Origin of the sequence: Streptococcus oralis subsp. tigurinus, assembly GCF_002093545.1 — a bacterium.
GTDB lineage: Bacteria > Bacillota > Bacilli > Lactobacillales > Streptococcaceae > Streptococcus > Streptococcus oralis_C.
Map to the genome: position 1 here is coordinate 64,761 of NZ_LNVF01000005.1, position 16,800 is coordinate 81,560.

The 16,800-nt window shown below is 42.5% G+C and carries 20 protein-coding genes; 1 reads left to right on the forward strand and 19 read right to left on the reverse strand.

The genetic code is table 11. From position 1 onward, the window contains the following. Nucleotides 1–42 precede the first annotated feature (42 nt). The 3 genes from murB to budA form a co-directional block, all read right to left on the reverse strand. On the reverse strand, nucleotides 43–948 hold the full coding sequence (murB, locus tag ATE34_RS07070; RefSeq protein WP_000177100.1) for a UDP-N-acetylmuramate dehydrogenase: 906 nt from the start codon (nucleotides 946–948) through the stop codon (nucleotides 43–45). A gap of 110 nt (nucleotides 949–1,058) precedes the next feature. Next, complete coding sequence (locus ATE34_RS07075) at nucleotides 1,059–1,814, reverse strand: YhfC family intramembrane metalloprotease (protein ID WP_061599259.1); 756 nt, start codon at nucleotides 1,812–1,814, stop codon at nucleotides 1,059–1,061. 9 nt (nucleotides 1,815–1,823) lie between these two features. Further along, a complete protein-coding gene (gene budA, locus ATE34_RS07080; protein ID WP_061599260.1) occupies nucleotides 1,824–2,555 on the reverse strand; it encodes an acetolactate decarboxylase in 732 nt (243 codons plus the stop codon). 145 nt (nucleotides 2,556–2,700) lie between these two features. On the opposite strand from budA, the gene ATE34_RS07085 reads away from it, so the two are divergent. After that, nucleotides 2,701–3,972, forward strand: coding sequence for an aminotransferase-like domain-containing protein (locus ATE34_RS07085; protein WP_061599261.1), 1,272 nt, complete (start codon nucleotides 2,701–2,703; stop codon nucleotides 3,970–3,972). A gap of 19 nt (nucleotides 3,973–3,991) precedes the next feature. Here ATE34_RS07085 and ATE34_RS07090 read toward each other — a convergent pair whose 3' ends face one another. The 16 genes from ATE34_RS07090 to ATE34_RS07165 all read right to left on the reverse strand — a co-directional run bounded on the left by ATE34_RS07090 (nucleotide 3,992) and on the right by ATE34_RS07165 (nucleotide 16,795). After that, on the reverse strand, nucleotides 3,992–4,807 hold the full coding sequence (locus tag ATE34_RS07090) for an ABC transporter substrate-binding protein (RefSeq protein ID WP_061599262.1): 816 nt from the start codon (nucleotides 4,805–4,807) through the stop codon (nucleotides 3,992–3,994). Between the two features lie 156 nt (nucleotides 4,808–4,963). Then, nucleotides 4,964–5,617, reverse strand: a complete 654-nt coding sequence (gene phoU / locus ATE34_RS07095) for a phosphate signaling complex protein PhoU (protein ID WP_000946477.1) — start codon at nucleotides 5,615–5,617, stop codon at nucleotides 4,964–4,966. Nucleotides 5,618–5,628: 11 nt separating this feature from the next. Then, on the reverse strand, nucleotides 5,629–6,387 hold the full coding sequence (gene pstB / locus ATE34_RS07100; protein ID WP_000138671.1) for a phosphate ABC transporter ATP-binding protein PstB: 759 nt from the start codon (nucleotides 6,385–6,387) through the stop codon (nucleotides 5,629–5,631). A 12-nt stretch (nucleotides 6,388–6,399) separates the two neighbouring features. Beyond that, a complete protein-coding gene (pstB, locus tag ATE34_RS07105; RefSeq protein ID WP_009730331.1) occupies nucleotides 6,400–7,203 on the reverse strand; it encodes a phosphate ABC transporter ATP-binding protein PstB in 804 nt (267 codons plus the stop codon). Nucleotides 7,204–7,213: 10 nt separating this feature from the next. Continuing rightward, nucleotides 7,214–8,098, reverse strand: a complete 885-nt coding sequence (gene pstA, locus ATE34_RS07110) for a phosphate ABC transporter permease PstA (protein ID WP_000543049.1) — start codon at nucleotides 8,096–8,098, stop codon at nucleotides 7,214–7,216. Then, entirely contained in the window at nucleotides 8,088–9,005 is a 918-nt protein-coding gene (pstC, locus tag ATE34_RS07115; protein WP_084911447.1) for a phosphate ABC transporter permease subunit PstC, read from the reverse strand. The genes pstA and pstC overlap by 11 nt, the downstream gene beginning before the upstream one ends. Further along, the gene (locus tag ATE34_RS07120) at nucleotides 9,005–9,883 is read right to left on the reverse strand and encodes a phosphate ABC transporter substrate-binding protein PstS (RefSeq protein WP_084911448.1); all 879 of its coding nucleotides are present in this window, start codon (nucleotides 9,881–9,883) and stop codon (nucleotides 9,005–9,007) included. Before ATE34_RS07120 ends, pstC begins: the two co-directional genes overlap by 1 nt. 208 nt (nucleotides 9,884–10,091) lie before the next feature. After that, the gene (locus ATE34_RS07125) at nucleotides 10,092–11,396 is read right to left on the reverse strand and encodes an RsmF rRNA methyltransferase first C-terminal domain-containing protein (RefSeq protein WP_084911449.1); all 1,305 of its coding nucleotides are present in this window, start codon (nucleotides 11,394–11,396) and stop codon (nucleotides 10,092–10,094) included. After that, complete coding sequence (locus ATE34_RS07130) at nucleotides 11,397–12,170, reverse strand: inositol monophosphatase family protein (RefSeq protein WP_061599266.1); 774 nt, start codon at nucleotides 12,168–12,170, stop codon at nucleotides 11,397–11,399. It abuts the gene before it with no gap. After that, a complete protein-coding gene (locus ATE34_RS07135; protein ID WP_001041968.1) occupies nucleotides 12,160–12,438 on the reverse strand; it encodes a UPF0223 family protein in 279 nt (92 codons plus the stop codon). Before ATE34_RS07135 ends, ATE34_RS07130 begins: the two co-directional genes overlap by 11 nt. Beyond that, nucleotides 12,439–12,840 (reverse strand): Spx/MgsR family RNA polymerase-binding regulatory protein, encoded by a 402-nt coding sequence (locus ATE34_RS07140; protein ID WP_084911450.1) that lies wholly within the window; start codon nucleotides 12,838–12,840, stop codon nucleotides 12,439–12,441. Between the two features lie 220 nt (nucleotides 12,841–13,060). Further along, the gene (locus ATE34_RS07145; protein WP_084911451.1) at nucleotides 13,061–13,678 is read right to left on the reverse strand and encodes a TIGR01906 family membrane protein; all 618 of its coding nucleotides are present in this window, start codon (nucleotides 13,676–13,678) and stop codon (nucleotides 13,061–13,063) included. Beyond that, nucleotides 13,668–14,441 carry a TIGR01457 family HAD-type hydrolase gene (locus ATE34_RS07150; RefSeq protein ID WP_084911452.1) on the reverse strand — a complete coding sequence of 258 codons (774 nt, stop codon included), beginning with the start codon at nucleotides 14,439–14,441 and terminating at the stop codon, nucleotides 13,668–13,670. Before ATE34_RS07150 ends, ATE34_RS07145 begins: the two co-directional genes overlap by 11 nt. 10 nt (nucleotides 14,442–14,451) lie before the next feature. After that, nucleotides 14,452–15,189, reverse strand: coding sequence for an acyl-[acyl-carrier-protein] thioesterase (locus ATE34_RS07155; protein ID WP_049490189.1), 738 nt, complete (start codon nucleotides 15,187–15,189; stop codon nucleotides 14,452–14,454). A 4-nt stretch (nucleotides 15,190–15,193) separates the two neighbouring features. Continuing rightward, nucleotides 15,194–16,324 (reverse strand): radical SAM family heme chaperone HemW, encoded by a 1,131-nt coding sequence (gene hemW, locus ATE34_RS07160; RefSeq protein WP_084911453.1) that lies wholly within the window; start codon nucleotides 16,322–16,324, stop codon nucleotides 15,194–15,196. Nucleotides 16,325–16,396: 72 nt separating this feature from the next. Beyond that, nucleotides 16,397–16,795 carry a YtxH domain-containing protein gene (locus ATE34_RS07165; RefSeq protein ID WP_084911454.1) on the reverse strand — a complete coding sequence of 133 codons (399 nt, stop codon included), beginning with the start codon at nucleotides 16,793–16,795 and terminating at the stop codon, nucleotides 16,397–16,399. Between the last annotated feature and the right edge of the window lie 5 nt (nucleotides 16,796–16,800).

Genomic DNA, 16,800 nt, shown 5'->3' on the forward strand with positions numbered 1-16,800 from the left:
CCCCCTTACAATGGTTATAGCAGCAACTTTTCTGCCCAAACCTTATTCTTTCTCACCCAAAATACGGACTTCCCTCTCAAGGGTAACACCTGAGTGTTCCTTTACCTTTTCAATAACAGATTGGATCAAGTCCTCGTAGTCTTTAGCCGTACCGTCAGCAACATTGATCATGAAACCAGCGTGCTTTTCAGATACTTCAACACCACCGATACGATAGCCTTTCAAACCAGCCTCTGAAATCAACTGACCTGCAAAATGACCAACAGGACGCTTAAAGACCGAACCACAAGATGGGTATTCTAGAGGTTGTTTGAGTTCACGTAGGTGCGTTAAGCGGTCCATTTCTTGCTTGATAACCTGATGATTTCCTGGAGCTAGGGCAAATTTAGCTGACAAAACAACAGCTCCAGAATCTTGAACAGCCGAATGACGGTAACCAAAAGCCAATTCCTTGGAAGATAAGGTCTCAATCTCCCCTTCCTTGGTCAAAATTTGACAAGACTGCAAGATATGGGCAATCTCTCCTCCATAGGCACCCGCATTCATAAAGACTGCTCCACCGACGCTCCCTGGAATGCCACAGGCAAACTCGAAACCAGTCAAACTATGACGAAGGGCAATACGTGTCGTTTCAATCAAGTTGGCCCCAGCTTCCGCTTCAATGGTATAACCATCAACTGAAACGTTATTGAGCTTGTCACACAAGATGACAAATCCACGAATTCCACCGTCACGAACGATAATATTGCTGGCATTTCCTAGCACCATCCAAGGAATATTCTCTTGATTGGCAAATTGAACGACACGCGCCATCTCATAGCGATTGCGTGGCAAAACCAGATAATCCGCTCGACCTCCGACCTTGGTATAGGTATAGGTCTTCAAGGGTTCCTTGAAACGAATATCAATTCCTTCTAATTGTTCTTGTATTTTAGTTACTAATGTCATATCTCTCATCCTTTTGTAAAGTCATTTCATTATACCATTTTTAAAGGCTTTTGACGAACCGAAAAATGGAAGTATCAAAGCATTGCATAAAAAAAGAGGTGAACCTCTTTTTATGATGATTTTTTCCAAAATGTAGATTTTGTAAGCCAGACAAAGGCAAGTACTTCTACAAGAAGAATGCCCTCCACTAGAAGTGGATTTGCAATCCAGCCCACTTGAGATAGAGCTGGAGCTAAGTCGAACAAGGCATGTAATCCATAGGCAGCAACGAGATAAATCCATTTCTTTTGACGGACACTTTGATAGACCCAGACAGTAAGGCTAATTTGGAGAACCAGAGCAAGGACACGCTCAACTCCTAGTAGATAGATCTGCCATGCTGATAGAGACTGAACCGTTTCGAGTGTCGTCTTTGTAAGAAGATTCGCCGCATCAGTATTTGATGACTGTACTAGTGAAAAGAGGATCAAAAGGCTAATCAAACTTCCCATTCCGAGGTAGAGCATCTCTAAGCCTCCATGTCCTAAGCCATAAGCCCAAGCATCTCTATCTTCCAACTTTCTCTTTTTCTCCAACCATTTAAAAAAGATAAAACGAGCCGTTTCCTCAAAGAGGGCAGCCATGGCGATTCCATAAAGGACATATAAGAAAGGTTGCTCCTGCATGAGCGGAATGGTTCCATCTTTTTGCGGATGGAGTACCAGAAGGTGAACCATCTTCTCTAACACTTGAGAAGAAACGAAAAATGCGATTGCCCCCAAGCCCATCACTGCAAGAGAGATTTTAAACCGTTTTTTGGCATACCAAGTTCCACCTACTAGAATGAGAACTAAAGCGATCATGGTGAGGATAATATGTACTGTCATCTTTTTCTCCTATTCTGACTTATCAATATCTTTCTTCATCTCGTCAACGTTAAATTTGGCAAATAAATACTGGCGATCTTGGACTGGAAAACGTTGGTCCAACTGGTCGACTGCTCCAACCTCGATCATTCCTTCTTTGATAACAAAGTCCATCACATGCCCACCAAAGGTCAAATCATCAGAGATAAAATGCAAATGATAGCCTGCAACACTCACTCCATGGAACATCTCCGGTGTCCAAAATCCAACAATGGTTCCCGATACATTTTCACGGCTATATTCAGGTTGGTGAGTCGCAACATCAGCAAACTTGGTATCAGGTGTGGATTTAGGAATCATCCGCACGTGCATTTGTGAAAATTCGCCATGAATCTTGATGGAACGAAAAAGATTTTCTCCATCATAGTAGGACTCAATTCGTTTTTCCAATTCCTTGTCCGTCATCTCAAAGCGCTGACGAAAAATCACTTCAGCCTGATGAGGGACCACTGCTGCATAGGGAATTAGAGCATTCGCTGCCACCTCAACGATTTCAGGCGTTTGACCAGACCCCTTGGCTTGATAAGCCTTGCCATCAAGGACAATCAACTCCCCGTCAATCGAATCCAATGTTCCCAAGCCGAGGTCACCATGTTTCAACAATTCTCCTACTGTCATGGTTCCACCATAGAGACCTGCCATTAGGGCACCTAAAGTATTGTATTGAAATAATTTAACTGGTTCCTGCACTTTTCTATCCATTCTCTTTCTTATCTTTTATTCAATGAATCATCATACGTTCTAAGTATACCACATTTGCTCCTAGATGTGAAAGGGAGAAATGCTTTTCCCATTGCAAAGGAGGCAAAAAAAAGGTACAATGTAACAAAATCAAGGGAGGTCTGGAATGAAGAAAGAAAGTAAATACCAAGCAGTCGTTTCCTTTCTCAAAAAGGGTATCGAATCGGGAAAATTCCCAACAGGTAGCCGGCTTCCCTCTATCCGTCAACTGAGCCAAGACTTCCACTGTAGCAAGGACACTGTCCAACGAGCCCTGCTAGAATTACGCCATGAACAATACCTCTATGCCAAACCCCAAAGTGGCTATTATGTTCTGGAACAGGGGCAGCATCAGGACTTGGAAATCGAAGTCACTGATGAACATGCCAGTGCTTATGACGATTTCAGACTCTGCGTCAATGAAACACTGATTGGAAGAGAAAACTACCTCTTCAACTACTATGACAACCAAGAAGGTCTTGAGGAACTGAGACAATCTGTCCATCAACTTCTTTTCAACCAAGCCCTCTACTGCAAACCCGACCAACTGGTTCTAACATCCGGTACCCAGCAAGCTCTCTTTATCCTTTCTCAGATTGACTTTCCGAGCGAGGGAGAGGAGATTTTGGTCGAACAACCGACCTATCACCGAATGAACCGCCTCTTGGTCGCTCAGGGATTGACCTACAGGACCATTGAACGCCGAATCGATGGCATTGACCTTGAAGAACTGGAAGAACAGTTCAAATCTGGGAAAATCAAGTTTTTCTACACTATTCCTCGCTTCCACTATCCTCTAGGTCATTCCTATTCTGATCAGGAAAAAAGGGCTATTCTGGATCTAGCAAACCAGTATGGTGTTTACATCGTAGAGGATGACTATCTTGGTGACTTGGACCCAAAGAAAGGTCAGACCTTCCACTATCTGGATACCGAGGATCTGGTCATTTACATCAAATCCTTTTCAACCAGCCTCTTTCCAGCCCTTCGTATCACCGCTCTCATTCTCCCAAATGCCCTAAAAGAGACCTTTGTTTCCTACAAAAATATCCTAGACTATGACAGCAACCTGATCATGCAAAAGGCTCTCTCTCTTTACATCGATAGTCAGTTATTTGAAAAAAATCGACTGGCTCGACTGACCCTTCAAGAGAACTATCAGACTCGGATAAAGGAAATACTTGAAAAAAACACCTGCCCCTTATCCTACTATCCTCTACATGATGGTCTTCTGCTTGATTTGAGATCCTATCCTAAAATTGCCAGTTTAAAGCATAGCTCACTCAAACTAGACTTCTTTGAAGAGGCTTATTTGGAAGCCTGTCCTTATCAGTTTGCCAAAGTCTCTCTCGAAAATCTAGAAGCGCTATTACAATACATAAAAGCAGAATTGGATTAAACTCCAACTCTGCTTTTTCTTATTGTTCAACTTCTGTTAGTTTCGCTGCTTTTTCTAGATAGGTTTGATAGGTTCCGTCATCTTTCAATTTTTGGATAACCTTATCGACTACTGCTTTCAAGTCTGATTGATTCTTCTTGATAGCTACGGCATTGGCTTCGCCATCTTTCATCGTCAAATTAACAGTTGCAACGGCAAGATCTGAGTTTTTACCTGCGTAGCTAAGAGCAACTGGTTCATCCATATGAACAGCATCTACTTTTCCAGCCTGCAATTCATTAACTGCTTCCCCCATATTGGTCAAGGATGTCAATTGGGCATTTGGCAATTGTTCCTTGACCATGGTTTCTGGCACAGTTCCCTTTTGAGCTGCGATATTCGCACTTGCAAGGCTTGAAAGATCCTTGTACTTGTCTAAATCGGCTTTTCTAACCAAGAAGCTCATCTTGTTTTCATAGTAAGGGATTGAAAAGTCAAAGGCTTCCTTTCTCTCATCTGTGGCACTAATTCCCGCAATGGCTAAGTCAGCCTTTCCAGTTTGAAGGCTGGTCAAAACATTGTCAAAACTCATGCTAGAGATTTCAAGTTTAACCCCAAGCTCATCCGCAATCGCTTGAGCCATATCAATATCTGCCCCAACCACCTGGTTTTTACCATCTACCAATGATTGGAATTCAAAAGGTGCATAGTCTGGACTGGTCGCAACGACTAGCTTTCCTTTTTGTTTGATAGCGTCCACAGCAGACTGGGAACTATCCGTACTGGATTGACAAGCTACTAAAATCACGCTAGCCAGCATGCTACACACAACTAATATCCATTTCTTAAATTTCATAAATAAACGACCTCTCTATTATTTCTAAATAATTATAACTCTTTTAAAAATAGTTGTCAACCCTTTTAGAGATTTTGACTGCAAGACAATTCTTTTCATAAAAAGAAGACTGATTTATCACAATCAGCCTTTTATTCTGTATATTTAAACCGTTTCTTATAGTTCGACAATCTTCCCTGTTTCAAAGTAAACAACCCATTCACAGATATTTTTAGCGTAGTCTCCGATACGTTCCAAGAAGGAAATTACCTGGAAGTAATCACGGCCTGTAACGATGGCTTCAGGATGTTTCCTAATCTCCTCTGTAGTAAGATCACGAATACTATCAAAGTAATGGTTGATTTTTTCGTCCATAGCCGCTACTTCATAGGCTTGATCCACAGAACCATTCAGGTAAAGTTCGAGAGCAGATTCAACGAAGTTTTTCACATCGCGCCCCATTTTTTTGATTTCTTCCTCAACGGCAGGGATGCGTTGTTCCCCCTTCATACGAATAGTTGCTTTTGCGATTGACACCGCATGGTCTCCCATACGTTCCAGGTCCGATACTGCCTTGAGAACGGTCAATACAGTACGGAGGTCTTGAGAAACAGGTTGTTGAAGTGCAATCATTTCAAATGATTTCTTTTCGAGTTTCACTTCATATCCATTTACTTCTGCATCTTCCTCAATAACTTCTTTTGCCAAATCACGGTCATGTGTGACAAAGGCACGCACTGTACGATTGATTTGTGAGAGCACTTCTTGTCCCATGGCATAGAACTGGTTGTGCAATTTCTCCAAATCTTCTTCAAATTGAGATCGTAACATCATTCAACTCCTTATCCAAATTTTCCTGTAATATAATCTTCTGTTTCCTTGTTTTGTGGGTCTAGGAACATTTTCTTAGTGTCGTTAAACTCGATCAAATCCCCATCTAGGAAAAATCCTGTTTTATCAGAGATACGAGAGGCCTGTTGCATCGAACGCGTTACCAAGAGCATGGTGTATTTATCTTTCAGACCATACAAGGTTTCCTCAATCTTACCAGCCGAGATAGGATCCAAAGCTGAAGTTGGTTCATCCAAGAGAATAATCTTGGGACTGGTTGCTAAGACACGAGCAACACAAACACGTTGTTGTTGTCCACCTGAGAGACCAATGGCTGAATCATGCAAGCGATCCTTGACCTCATCCCAAATAGAAGCGCGTTGCAAGGCCTTTTCCACCGCTTCATCCAAAACATGTTTATCCCTGACTCCATTGATACGTAGGCCGTAAACAACATTTTCATAGATAGACATAGGGAAAGGATTGGGCTGTTGAAAGACCATACCGATTTCCTTACGCAATTCAACCGTATCGGTCCGGGGACTGTAGATATTGTGGCCATTATAAATCACTGTTCCAGTTGTTGTCACCTCAGGATTTAGATCGCCCATGCGGTTGATGGCTTTGAGCAGGGTGGACTTTCCTGATCCAGAAGGACCAATCAAGGCTGTTATTTCCTTAGGTTGGAAAGAAAGGGAAACACTATTCAAAGCCTTCTTTTTATTGTAATAAACGGACAGGTCTTTAACCTGCAAAATCGGTTCTGTCATACTGCTTCCTTTCTAACCAAAGTGTCCCGTTACATAGTCATTGGTTGACTGTAACTTAGCATTTTGGAAAATATTGGATGTCTTATCATACTCAATCAAATCACCCAGGTAGAAAAATCCTGTGTAGTCACTTGCACGCGCAGCCTGTTGCATACTGTGGGTAACGATGATGATGGTGAAGTCTTTCTTCAATTCCAACATGGTTTCTTCCAGTTGGGCTGTCGCAATCGGATCCAAGGCTGACGCCGGTTCATCCATCAAGAGGATATCTGGCTTGACAGAGATGGCGCGAGCGATACAGAGACGTTGTTGCTGTCCACCAGAAAGCATCAAGGCTGATTTGTGGAGGTCATCTTTGACCTGATCCCAAAGGGCAGCCTGTCGGAGAGAGGTTTCGACAATTTCATCCAAGACTTTCTTATCCTTGACTCCTGCACGTTCATGAGCAAAAGTGATGTTACGGTAAATAGACTTGGCAAATGGATTTGGACGTTGGAAGACCATTCCGATATGCTTGCGCATCTCATAGACATTGATTTCTGGACGGTTGACGTCAATCCCTTGGTAGAGGATTTGACCTGTGACCTTGGCAATATCAATGGTATCATTCATCCGATTGAGACTGCGAAGGTAGGTAGATTTCCCAGATCCGGAAGGACCAATCAAGGCCGTTATTTTATTTCTTTCAAATTGCATATCGATGCCCTTGATGGATTCATTTTTACCGTAGTAAACATGTAAATCCTTGGTAGAGAGGGCCACTTTTTCTTCAGGGAAGGTGATGATATGCTTTTCATCCCAGTTATATTTTGACATGGCTTCTCCTTTAGGCAGCGGTTAATTTCTTGTGTAGATAGCTTCCGAGTTTGCGTGCTCCAAAGTTAAAAATCAAGATAAAGATGAGGAGCACAGCGGCAGAACCAGCAGATACAATGGTAGCATCAGGAATGGTTCCTTCACTGTTGACCTTCCAAATGTGGACAGCCAAGGTTTCTGCTTGACGGAAGATTGAGATGGGGCTGGTAACACTGAGGATATTCCAGTTAGACCAGTCAAGGGCTGGAGCGGATTGTCCTGCCGTATAGATAAGAGCGGCGGCCTCACCAAAGATACGGCCAGAGGCTAAGACAACACCCGTTACGATGCCTGGAAGGGCTTCTGGAATGACGACATGAACTACAGTCTCCCAACGAGAAATTCCAAGAGCTAAGCCAGCCTCACGTTGTGTATGGTGAACGTGTTTTAAACTGTCCTCAACATTTCGAGTCATCTGAGGGAGGTTAAAGACCGTCAAGGCCAAGGCACCTGAAATGATTGAAAATCCATACTCAAACTGAACTACAAAGATCAAGTAACCAAAGAGACCCACAACGACTGATGGTAGAGAAGACAAAATCTCAATACAGGTTCTGACAAAATTTGTCACAGGACCCTTTTTTGCATATTCAGCTAGGTAAATCCCAGCCCCCATAGACAAAGGCACAGAGATAATCAAGGTAATGACTAAAAGGAAGAAGGAATTGTAGAGCTGAATCCCGATACCCCCACCTGCTTGATAGGAGGAAGATTTTCCAGTCAAGAAAGACCAAGAGATGTGCGGTAACCCTCTCACCAAGATATAGAGAATCAAGGATGCCAAGATGGCAACAATGATACCAGCGATGGTATAGAGGACAGCTGTTGCAAGTTTATCTAATTTCTTAGCGTGCATAGTTTTTCTTTCCTCTTTCTTTCGTAATCAACTTAATCACACTGTTAAAGGCCAAACTCATCAAGAGCAATACTAAGGCCAGTGACCAGAGAACGTTATTATCAACCGTTCCCATGACGGTATTTCCGATACCCATAGTCAAAACAGAAGTCAAAGTCGCAGCTGGTGTTGTTAGCGAAGTTGGGATAACTGCTGAATTTCCAACAACCATCTGAATAGCAAGAGCTTCACCGAAGGCACGCGCCATCCCAAAGACCACTGCTGTGAAAATACCTGAACGTGCTGCTTTCAAGATCACACGCCAGATGGTTTGCCAACGAGTGGCTCCCATAGCTAAACTAGCTTCACGGTAATGACGAGGAACCGCACGCAAACTGTCTGTTGTCATAAAGGTTACGGTCGGCAAAATCATGACAAAGAGAACGAAAATCCCCGACAAGATGCCAAAACCAGTTCCACCAAAGACACTACGAACAAATGGAACCACAACTTGCAAACCGATAAATCCATAGACGACTGAAGGAATACCGACAAGGAGTTCAATGGCAGGTTGCAAGATTTTTGCACCCTTTGGTGATACTTCTGTCATAAAAACTGCTGCTCCAATAGCAAAGGGAGTTGCGATGAGGGCAGATAAAATCGTTACAATAAAGGAACCCAAAATCATTGGCAGGGCACCAAATTGTTTCCCTGAAGGATTCCAAGTTTGTCCAAAGAGGAAATCAAAGATATTCACCCCATTGACAAAGAAGGTTGACAAGCCTTTCTGCGCTACAAAAATCAAAATCATTGCCACAATGATGACAATCAAAGAAAGACAGGCGAAGGTCAAACCTTTACCAAACTTCTCAAGGCGAGAGTTCTTTGAAGGAGAGAGTAATTTTTTAGATAATTCTTCTTGATTCATTATTGACCTCCTTCTACTGCTGTAACTGTACCTGAAGCATCCTTTTGGACTTTCATCTCATTGATGGAGATATAGCCCATGCCCTTAACAATTCCATTTTGGGCTTCATCTGAGAGGACGAAATTCAGGAATTCAGCAGCTAACTCATTTGGCTGACCAAGTGTGTACATATGTTCATAAGACCACAAAGGCCAGTTGTTGGTCGTTACATTTTCAGACGTAGGCTCATACCCATTCAGTTTCATGCTTTTCACTGAGTCATCCACATAGGCAAAAGCAAGATAAGAAATGGCTCCTGGGGTTTGGGAGACAATCGACTTAACCATCCCATTAGAATCCTGTTCTTGGCTCTGCATAGCCGCCTGACCATTCATTACGACATTGTCAAAGGTTGCTCGTGAACCCGAACTTGCTGCTCGGTTGATGATGGAAATAGCTAAGTCTTTGCCACCAACCTCTTTCCAGTTAGTCACTTCACCAGTAAAGATTTTGCGAAGTTGCTCGGCTGTGAGATTTTCAACATCCACTTCCTTGTTCACAATCACTGCCAGACCAGCCACTGCAACCTTGTGGTCTACTAGAGCTGAAGCATCGATTCCTTCTTTTTCCTCTGCAAAGACGTCAGAGTTCCCGATGTCAACTGCTCCAGACTGGACTTGGGAAAGTCCTGTACCCGATCCACCACCTTGAACATTGACTGTTTTTCCGATGTTTCTAGAGCCGAATTCATCTGCTGCTGCTTCGACCAGAGGCTGAAGGGCAGTTGAACCAACAGCTGTCATGGATTCTCCACGATCAATCCAGCTTGCACATCCTGCTAGAGAACCTGCCATCAAAAGAGCTGCGAGAGACATGACGAGCTTTTTTCTTTTTTTCACTGTTATTCTCCTTGAACATAATGATAAATGTTCTGATTTCTTCCGTTTGTCCTGATCATCCAATTATCATCAATGGTTGTCCCGCTTTATTTTTTAGACATTCTTAGGAGCGGACAATTCCATCGTATAATACAAGTAATAATGAAAGACTATCAGAAAAAACTCATATTTCCACTATAACATAGAATAGGCTCTTTGACTAGCTTTTTCACCTGAATCTGAGCCCTTTTGGATAATAATTTTTCAAAACATTTCCCGTTACCTTGGCAAAGCCTAGTCCGTTTCCTTGAACCAGAACTTGGTACCAACCATTTGATCGAGCTTCAGACAATTGAACAGTCTCGCCAGCCACATATTTTACAAAGTCCTCACCCTTGATTTCGACACTTTGAAGTACTTGGCTTGGTTTCAAGGCTAGTCCCAGAGCAAAGCTTGGTTCGAAGCGTTTCTTCTTAAACGTCCCCAAATGGAGCCCATTTCGGGCAATTTTGATTTTTCCTAGATCAGGTAACATCTCTGGCAAGAGATAGAGTTGATCTCCAAAAGTCTGTAAGATACCAGTTAGATTGACCTGTAAGTGTTTTTGGGCAAATTCTTGCCACAAGTTCTGCTGTTCGCGACTGAGATTGGTCTTGCTCGCTTTGAATTTGGCTACTGGATTTTCTCCCTTGAACTGCAAATGGGCAACAAACTGACCTTCTCCCTTGAAATGATGAGGATACATCCGCGCCGTTTCAGGAAGATCAATTCCTGCTACCATGCCATTCACATGCTCAACTGGAAGCAGTTCAAAATCATAAGCATCTAGTAGCCAGCGAACGATCTCTTCGTTTTCCTCTGGCGCCCAGGTACAGGTTGAATAAACCAGACGGCCACCTTCTGCAAGCATGGTGACTGCATCTTCTAAAATCTCTCTTTGGAGACTGGCACATTGGCTCGGATAGTCAAGGTTCCAATAATCCATGGCATCTGGTTGTTTACGGAACATCCCTTCACCCGAGCAAGGGGCATCAAGGACAATCACATCAAAGTAACCTTTAAAAACCTTGGCCAAGCGGTCAGCAGATTCATTGGTCACAACAACATTTGTCGCTCCAAATCGCTCCATATTTTCCACTAAAATTTTAGCACGCTTGCTTGAAATTTCGTTGGAGACAAGGACTCCTTGATTAGCCAGATAAGCTGCCAATTGAGTAGATTTCCCACCTGGCGCTGCTGCTAAATCCAATACCTTCATACCAGGAAGGGGCTGAGCTATCTGGGCCACCATTTGGGCTGCAGGTTCTTGCGAATAAACGAAACCTGTCACGTGCTCTGGAGACTTTCCAGAGACCTTACCATAATGCCCCCAAGGTGTATGTGGAATAGCATCCGCAAACGATAGCTGACTTTCTTTTAAGGGATTGACCCGAAAAGCCGATACCGCTTCCTGTTTAAAAGAGGCAAGAAAATCTCTTGCCTCATCTTCTAGTATCGCTTCATATTTTTCAACAAATCCTTCTGGAAATTGCATTTAGTTCTCTTTCCTTTCGTAGATATAAGACTGAATCTCCTCTTGCATCTCGATTGGCACCATCATGACGGGCTGACGCGTTTTAAAATCAGCAGGTTCACCCGATACCGTAAGAAGACGATAACCCAGACTTTCCCCTAAGATACTGGCCGCAGCGTAATCCCAAGGTTGCAAGTAGCTGATATAGGTCAGAAGACGACCTGATAAAACCTTGGCAAAACTAATGGCCGCACTACCATAGACACGGACTCCCAACGCTGCTCGACCCAAATCCGCCAAGCCCCACTCATTGCTTTCAAACATACCTGAGTTACCGGCAACTAAAAATTCTTGAAGAGGTCTCTTTTTAAAAGTCGGTAAGGGATCATTATTGCGGCAAGGAGGAAAGGCACCACCACCATGGTAACAATCGCCTTTCATGACATCATAGATGACACCAAATTTGCCCACACCATCCTCAAAATAAGCCAACATCACAGCAAAATCTTCCTTCTGGGCGACAAAGTTATTGGTACCGTCAATGGGATCAATCACCCAAACGGAACCTTGACCGACTGCAGCACGCAAACAGCCCTCTTCCGCACAAATCAAGTCTTCTGGATAAGATGCTAAAATTCTACCAACCAAAAGATCCTGAACCTCCTTATCCAAACGCGTCACCAAGTCAGTAGGTGAAGACTTTCGCTCGACCTTCAAATCTTCTTGCATGTGGGCCAAAATGTAATCTGCAGCTTCTTGCACAATCTGTTTGGCAAATTCAAATTTAGTTTCCAAGAGAAATCTTCCCTTCTCTTTTTTCTTTTGCTAATTGAACTGCATGATAGAATGAATAACCGCTAGCCGTCTCAAATTCGCGACCTAAGCGCTTTTCTTCGCTTTTGCTTGGAACCACAGACTTGAATTCCTTGTAAGACTCTAGCAGTTTTTTTGCTTCTACCTTATCTTCATAGGCAGCTTCAACATCATTAAAAAAAGAAAGCACTGAAGCAAGTTCTTCAGTGCTCCACGACAAATCTAGTGGGTAACTATACTGTTTGTTCATCTATCCAATACCAGCTCTCAATGTTGCTTCTTTTAGTTCTTGTTTACGGTAACTACGAGGGAGAAAAGCACGAATCTCATCTTCATTAAAACCGATCTGCATGCGTTTGGTATCTATAATAATTGGGCGACGCAAAAGACTAGGATATTGCTCAATCAACTGAAGCAACTCCGATACCGAGATACTCTCTACATCAATATCCAATTTTTGAAAAATTTTTGAACGAGTTGAAATGATGTCATCAGTACCATTTTCGGTCAAGGAAAGAATATTTTGTAATTCTTTTCTTGTTAAAGGACTAGTCATAATATTATGCTCTTGAAAGGGCACTTTATGCGTCTCTAACCAAGCCTTTGCCTTACGACATGATGTACAACTCGGTGATAAAAATAGTGTAATCATGCTTTTCTCTTCTTTTATCTATACTTACTATTTCTATTATACAAAAAAATAAAGCGCTTGACTAGGTATTTTTAGAAAAAAAGCCTATTTTTTCATAGAAAATAGACTGTTTTCTGCAAAAATCTCTTGCTTTGCAAGTTTATCTTTAGGATAACCTAACAATAAATAGGGAGCAGAGCAACTTCTCTCGTTTTTTATTAAAAATACAGAATGTTAACAACTATTTCCTTAAAGCTTTGACAAGAAGGAAACCGAACATTCCTTCATACAAGGCAAAGAAAAGTAAAAAAGCATGGAGGAAGAAAATCTCTGGCAAAATCCTAATAACGGGATCCTTTGCTGGATCAAAAATCCAGGTATCGTCTCCCACAAAGAGAATCTGATGGAACAGAGTAAAAAATTGCTCAAAACCAATCAACACTCCTACAAGCCCAATGACTAGAGGTAATAGAACTAGAATCAGGATACTTTTACGATATAGGGGCAAAAAGCCTTTTTTCACTATCTTTCTAACAAAGAAATAGAAACTTGGTAGCGTCACCAAAGTGACTAGCTGAACCAAGTGGAAGAGATTCTTCACCACCGCAAAATGATGTAAACCAGCCGCTGATGAACGAAAATCCGGCATCTCTAAGACCTGACTAAAGGGATTGGTCAGGTAATTCATCAAGATATGAAAGTTATACAGAATGGTTTCGGGCTTTAGATAGACTCGATTCGCTAAGTTCAGCCACTCAATTTCTAAAGGATAGAAAATCCATGCCAGATAAATGGTTAAGAGAATAGACAGGGAGAGGAGAAAGAGCATACTTCCCCAAAAGGTCAGTTTAGTTTTCATCAAAATTCCACTCCGCAAGGCTAGAAACTACATGAGTTGGTGCGATTGGCAAGTCCGCCACTTCTTCTGCTTTGGTAAAACCTGTGGTCACCAAGAGCGTTGGAATGCCATTGTCAATCCCTGCTCGAATATCAGTCAAGTAGTTATCCCCGACCATGAGCAAGTCTTCTCGATCTATACCCAGATGTTCCACGGCCTTTTCCATGATGATCGCATTCGGTTTTCCGATATATACTGGTTTGACCCGTGTAGCGACTTCAAGAAGTGTAATTAGTGAACCAGCACCAGGCAAGAGACCTCGTTCCGTCGGGATATTGAGGTCAGGGTTGGTTCCGATAAAGTGAGCCCCCTTTTGAATGGCTAGAGTTGCTGTCGCAAATTTTTCATAGTCGACTTGCCAGTCCAATCCAACGACCACATAGGCTGGACTTTCCTTGTCTTCCACATAACCAGCAGCCTTGATAGCTTCCTTGAGCCCCGCTTCGCCGATGACATAGACTGTCTTTTCCAGTCCTAAGTCATTCATATAGTCGATGGTTGCCAAGGTTGCTGTGTATACAGTTGATAGAGGGGTATTAATGTTAAAATTTTGAGCCAACATCTCTTTAACACTCTCAGGAGTTCGGGTTGTATTATTGGTCACAAAGAGGTAGGGAATTTCTCTTTTTTGTAACTCATGGACAAAAGCCTCACCCGCCGGAATCCGGTCTTTCCCCTTGTAAATGGTTCCGTCTAAATCAATTAAATAACCTTTATAAGTCATATCGCCCTTTCTAATTGCCTTCAATTTCTTGCCAAGTAATCATAGCTTGGGCATTGATCTCGCCATCACTGATAATCTCATGCTTGCTTTCTAGTCCCTTGAGTTCATAAGCTGAAGCAATCATACCACCTGGTCGCACTTCTTTGACATATTTGAGATTGATTTTCTTTGGAATATACTTGGTCAAAAAATCAGCACCCATGACCTCAAAAATCCAATCTAGGTATTTGCTGTTATTAACATGACCATTCATATCCAAGTCGTAAAAACGAACATGGTAATCTTTACTGATCGGGTCTTCTAGGTTAGCATACTTTGGCCCACGGATGAGTTTTTTATCAAATTCAGACTGATAAGGAGCAACAATCTCCGGTTCGACAGCATGAACTTTACGACTGTCTCGGTCCATCAGAACAAAGGTTGCTACCATGCGAATGATTTCTTGACCTGCTTCATCATAGATAGTGAAACGGCGGTAGCAAAAAAGACGATTGTAAGTCAACGCTTCTGTTTCAATCGTAATCTCCTCAGCAAAGCGAGGCAAGCGAACCACGTCAATCGCATAGTCTGTAATAATCCAGACCAGATTGTAACGTTCTAACACATCCTTGTCACTAACTCCCAGTTCAATGGACTGCATACCTGATACTTGCAAGGACAGCAAAATCACATCTGGAAGTTTGATATGACCGTTCATATCCGCCATATCAAAAGGAATTTTCATTTTCATTTGATAAGTTAAGCCCATTGTTCTACTCCAAAATAAATCGTTCTGCTACAGTGTCTCCCAAGAAGAGACCCCTCTTTGTCATTCGGACACGATCACCGTCGATCTGCATGAGTCCTTGTTGAACCAAGTCTCTGATGATCTCGCCATAAAGTCCATCAAAGGACCGTCCGAATTTTTCCTCAAATCGTGTCATGGAAACCCCGGATTTCTTGCGGAGTCCTAGGAACATTTCTTCTTCCATCTGCTCCTTTTGACTCAGGTGTTCTTCTGTAATGCGAGCATTTCCTGCCTCTACCGCATTGAGATAGTGGCGGATAGGACCGTGGTTTTTATAACGAACTCCATCCACATAACCTGACGCACCCGCACCGATACCATAATACTCGGCATTATCCCAGTACATGAGATTGTGGCGACTTTCAAATCCGGGTTTAGAGAAATTGGAAATCTCATAATGCTCAAAACCCGCTCGCTCCAGTTCTGCGATGATGTACTCAAACATCTCCGCTTCTAATTCTTCCTTAGGTAGAGGTAATTTCCCTCGTCGCATACGGTTCATAAAGACCGTATGATTCTCCAAAATTAAGCTATAAAGGCTCATATGAGGAATATCCAGTCCAATGGCCTTAGCCACATTTTCCTTGACCTGATTCATAGTTTGACCCGGAAGAGCGTAAATCAAGTCGATGGAGATATTGTCAAAACCAGCGATCTTGAGGCGGTCGATATTCTCATAAATATCCTTCTCCAAGTGACTGCGTCCAATCTTTTTCAGCATTTTGTCATCAAAAGTCTGTACACCCAAGGAAACACGATTGACTGGCGACTGTTTCAAAACTGCAATCTTATCCGCGTCCAAATCGCCTGGATTGGCCTCAATGGTCAACTCTTCCAAGACAGACAAGTCTAGATTTTTAGTCAAGCCATCCAAGAGCACCTCTAATTGCGGAGCTGACAAAGCCGTTGGCGTCCCACCTCCAATGTAGAGGGTTCGTAACTTTTGGATATCATAAGAACGAAACTCTTCTAGCAGATGCTCCAAATAACTATCTACTGGCTGATTTTTAATAAAAACTTTTGAAAAGTCACAGTAATAACAAATCTGGGTACAAAAGGGAATGTGCACATAGGCTGACGTTGGTTTTTTCTGCATAGTATTTATTATACCACAAAGACAGGCTGCAGATAAAAATCACCATCTCCAAAAATCAGAGATGGTGATACCTTATACTTCAGTAATATCGATGATGATTTCTTCTTGGTCTTCAGCGACGTCTGGGGTTGCTGACTGTTCTTGCCATTGCTCCTTGAGATTGTTAAAGGTTTCCTTTGACGCTTCCGTCGCTTGTCGAGCACAGTTTTTAGCTTGGTCAAGGACACTGTCAAAAGTGATTTCACCAGATTCTACTTGTTCCTTTGTTTTCAGCACAAAATCCGTTGCCTGTTCCTTCACTTCAGTTAGTTTCTCACAAACCTGCTCTCTAGCATATTCTGGATCTTCTCTCAAATCATCTAGAAAATTCTGAGCTTGACTACAAACTTGCTTACCCTTGTCACTCGTCAAAAACAAAGCAAGAGCTGCACCTGAAACCGTACCTAAAAGGATAGAGGATAGTTTTCCCATAAGAT

Bases quoted from the DNA above. Each gene is read 5' to 3' on its own strand.
- ATE34_RS07165 (WP_084911454.1), bottom strand. From the start codon at position 16,795: ATGGGAAAACTATCCTCTATCCTTTTAGGTACGGTTTCAGGTGCAGCT.
- budA (WP_061599260.1), bottom strand. From the start codon at position 2,555: ATGGATAGAAAAGTGCAGGAACCAGTTAAATTATTTCAATACAATACT.
- phoU (WP_000946477.1), bottom strand. From the start codon at position 5,617: ATGTTACGATCTCAATTTGAAGAAGATTTGGAGAAATTGCACAACCAG.
- pstA (WP_000543049.1), bottom strand. From the start codon at position 8,098: ATGCACGCTAAGAAATTAGATAAACTTGCAACAGCTGTCCTCTATACC.
- pstB (WP_000138671.1), bottom strand. From the start codon at position 6,387: ATGACAGAACCGATTTTGCAGGTTAAAGACCTGTCCGTTTATTACAAT.
- ATE34_RS07075 (WP_061599259.1), bottom strand. From the start codon at position 1,814: ATGACAGTACATATTATCCTCACCATGATCGCTTTAGTTCTCATTCTA.
- ATE34_RS07135 (WP_001041968.1), bottom strand. From the start codon at position 12,438: ATGAACAAACAGTATAGTTACCCACTAGATTTGTCGTGGAGCACTGAA.
- ATE34_RS07155 (WP_049490189.1), bottom strand. From the start codon at position 15,189: ATGGGCTTAACTTATCAAATGAAAATGAAAATTCCTTTTGATATGGCG.
- ATE34_RS07145 (WP_084911451.1), bottom strand. From the start codon at position 13,678: ATGAAAACTAAACTGACCTTTTGGGGAAGTATGCTCTTTCTCCTCTCC.
- murB (WP_000177100.1), bottom strand. From the start codon at position 948: ATGACATTAGTAACTAAAATACAAGAACAATTAGAAGGAATTGATATT.
- ATE34_RS07140 (WP_084911450.1), bottom strand. From the start codon at position 12,840: ATGATTACACTATTTTTATCACCGAGTTGTACATCATGTCGTAAGGCA.
- ATE34_RS07085 (WP_061599261.1), top strand. From the start codon at position 2,701: ATGAAGAAAGAAAGTAAATACCAAGCAGTCGTTTCCTTTCTCAAAAAG.
- ATE34_RS07125 (WP_084911449.1), bottom strand. From the start codon at position 11,396: ATGCAATTTCCAGAAGGATTTGTTGAAAAATATGAAGCGATACTAGAA.
- ATE34_RS07090 (WP_061599262.1), bottom strand. From the start codon at position 4,807: ATGAAATTTAAGAAATGGATATTAGTTGTGTGTAGCATGCTGGCTAGC.
- pstB (WP_009730331.1), bottom strand. From the start codon at position 7,203: ATGTCAAAATATAACTGGGATGAAAAGCATATCATCACCTTCCCTGAA.
- pstC (WP_084911447.1), bottom strand. From the start codon at position 9,005: ATGAATCAAGAAGAATTATCTAAAAAATTACTCTCTCCTTCAAAGAAC.
- ATE34_RS07150 (WP_084911452.1), bottom strand. From the start codon at position 14,441: ATGACTTATAAAGGTTATTTAATTGATTTAGACGGAACCATTTACAAG.
- hemW (WP_084911453.1), bottom strand. From the start codon at position 16,324: ATGCAGAAAAAACCAACGTCAGCCTATGTGCACATTCCCTTTTGTACC.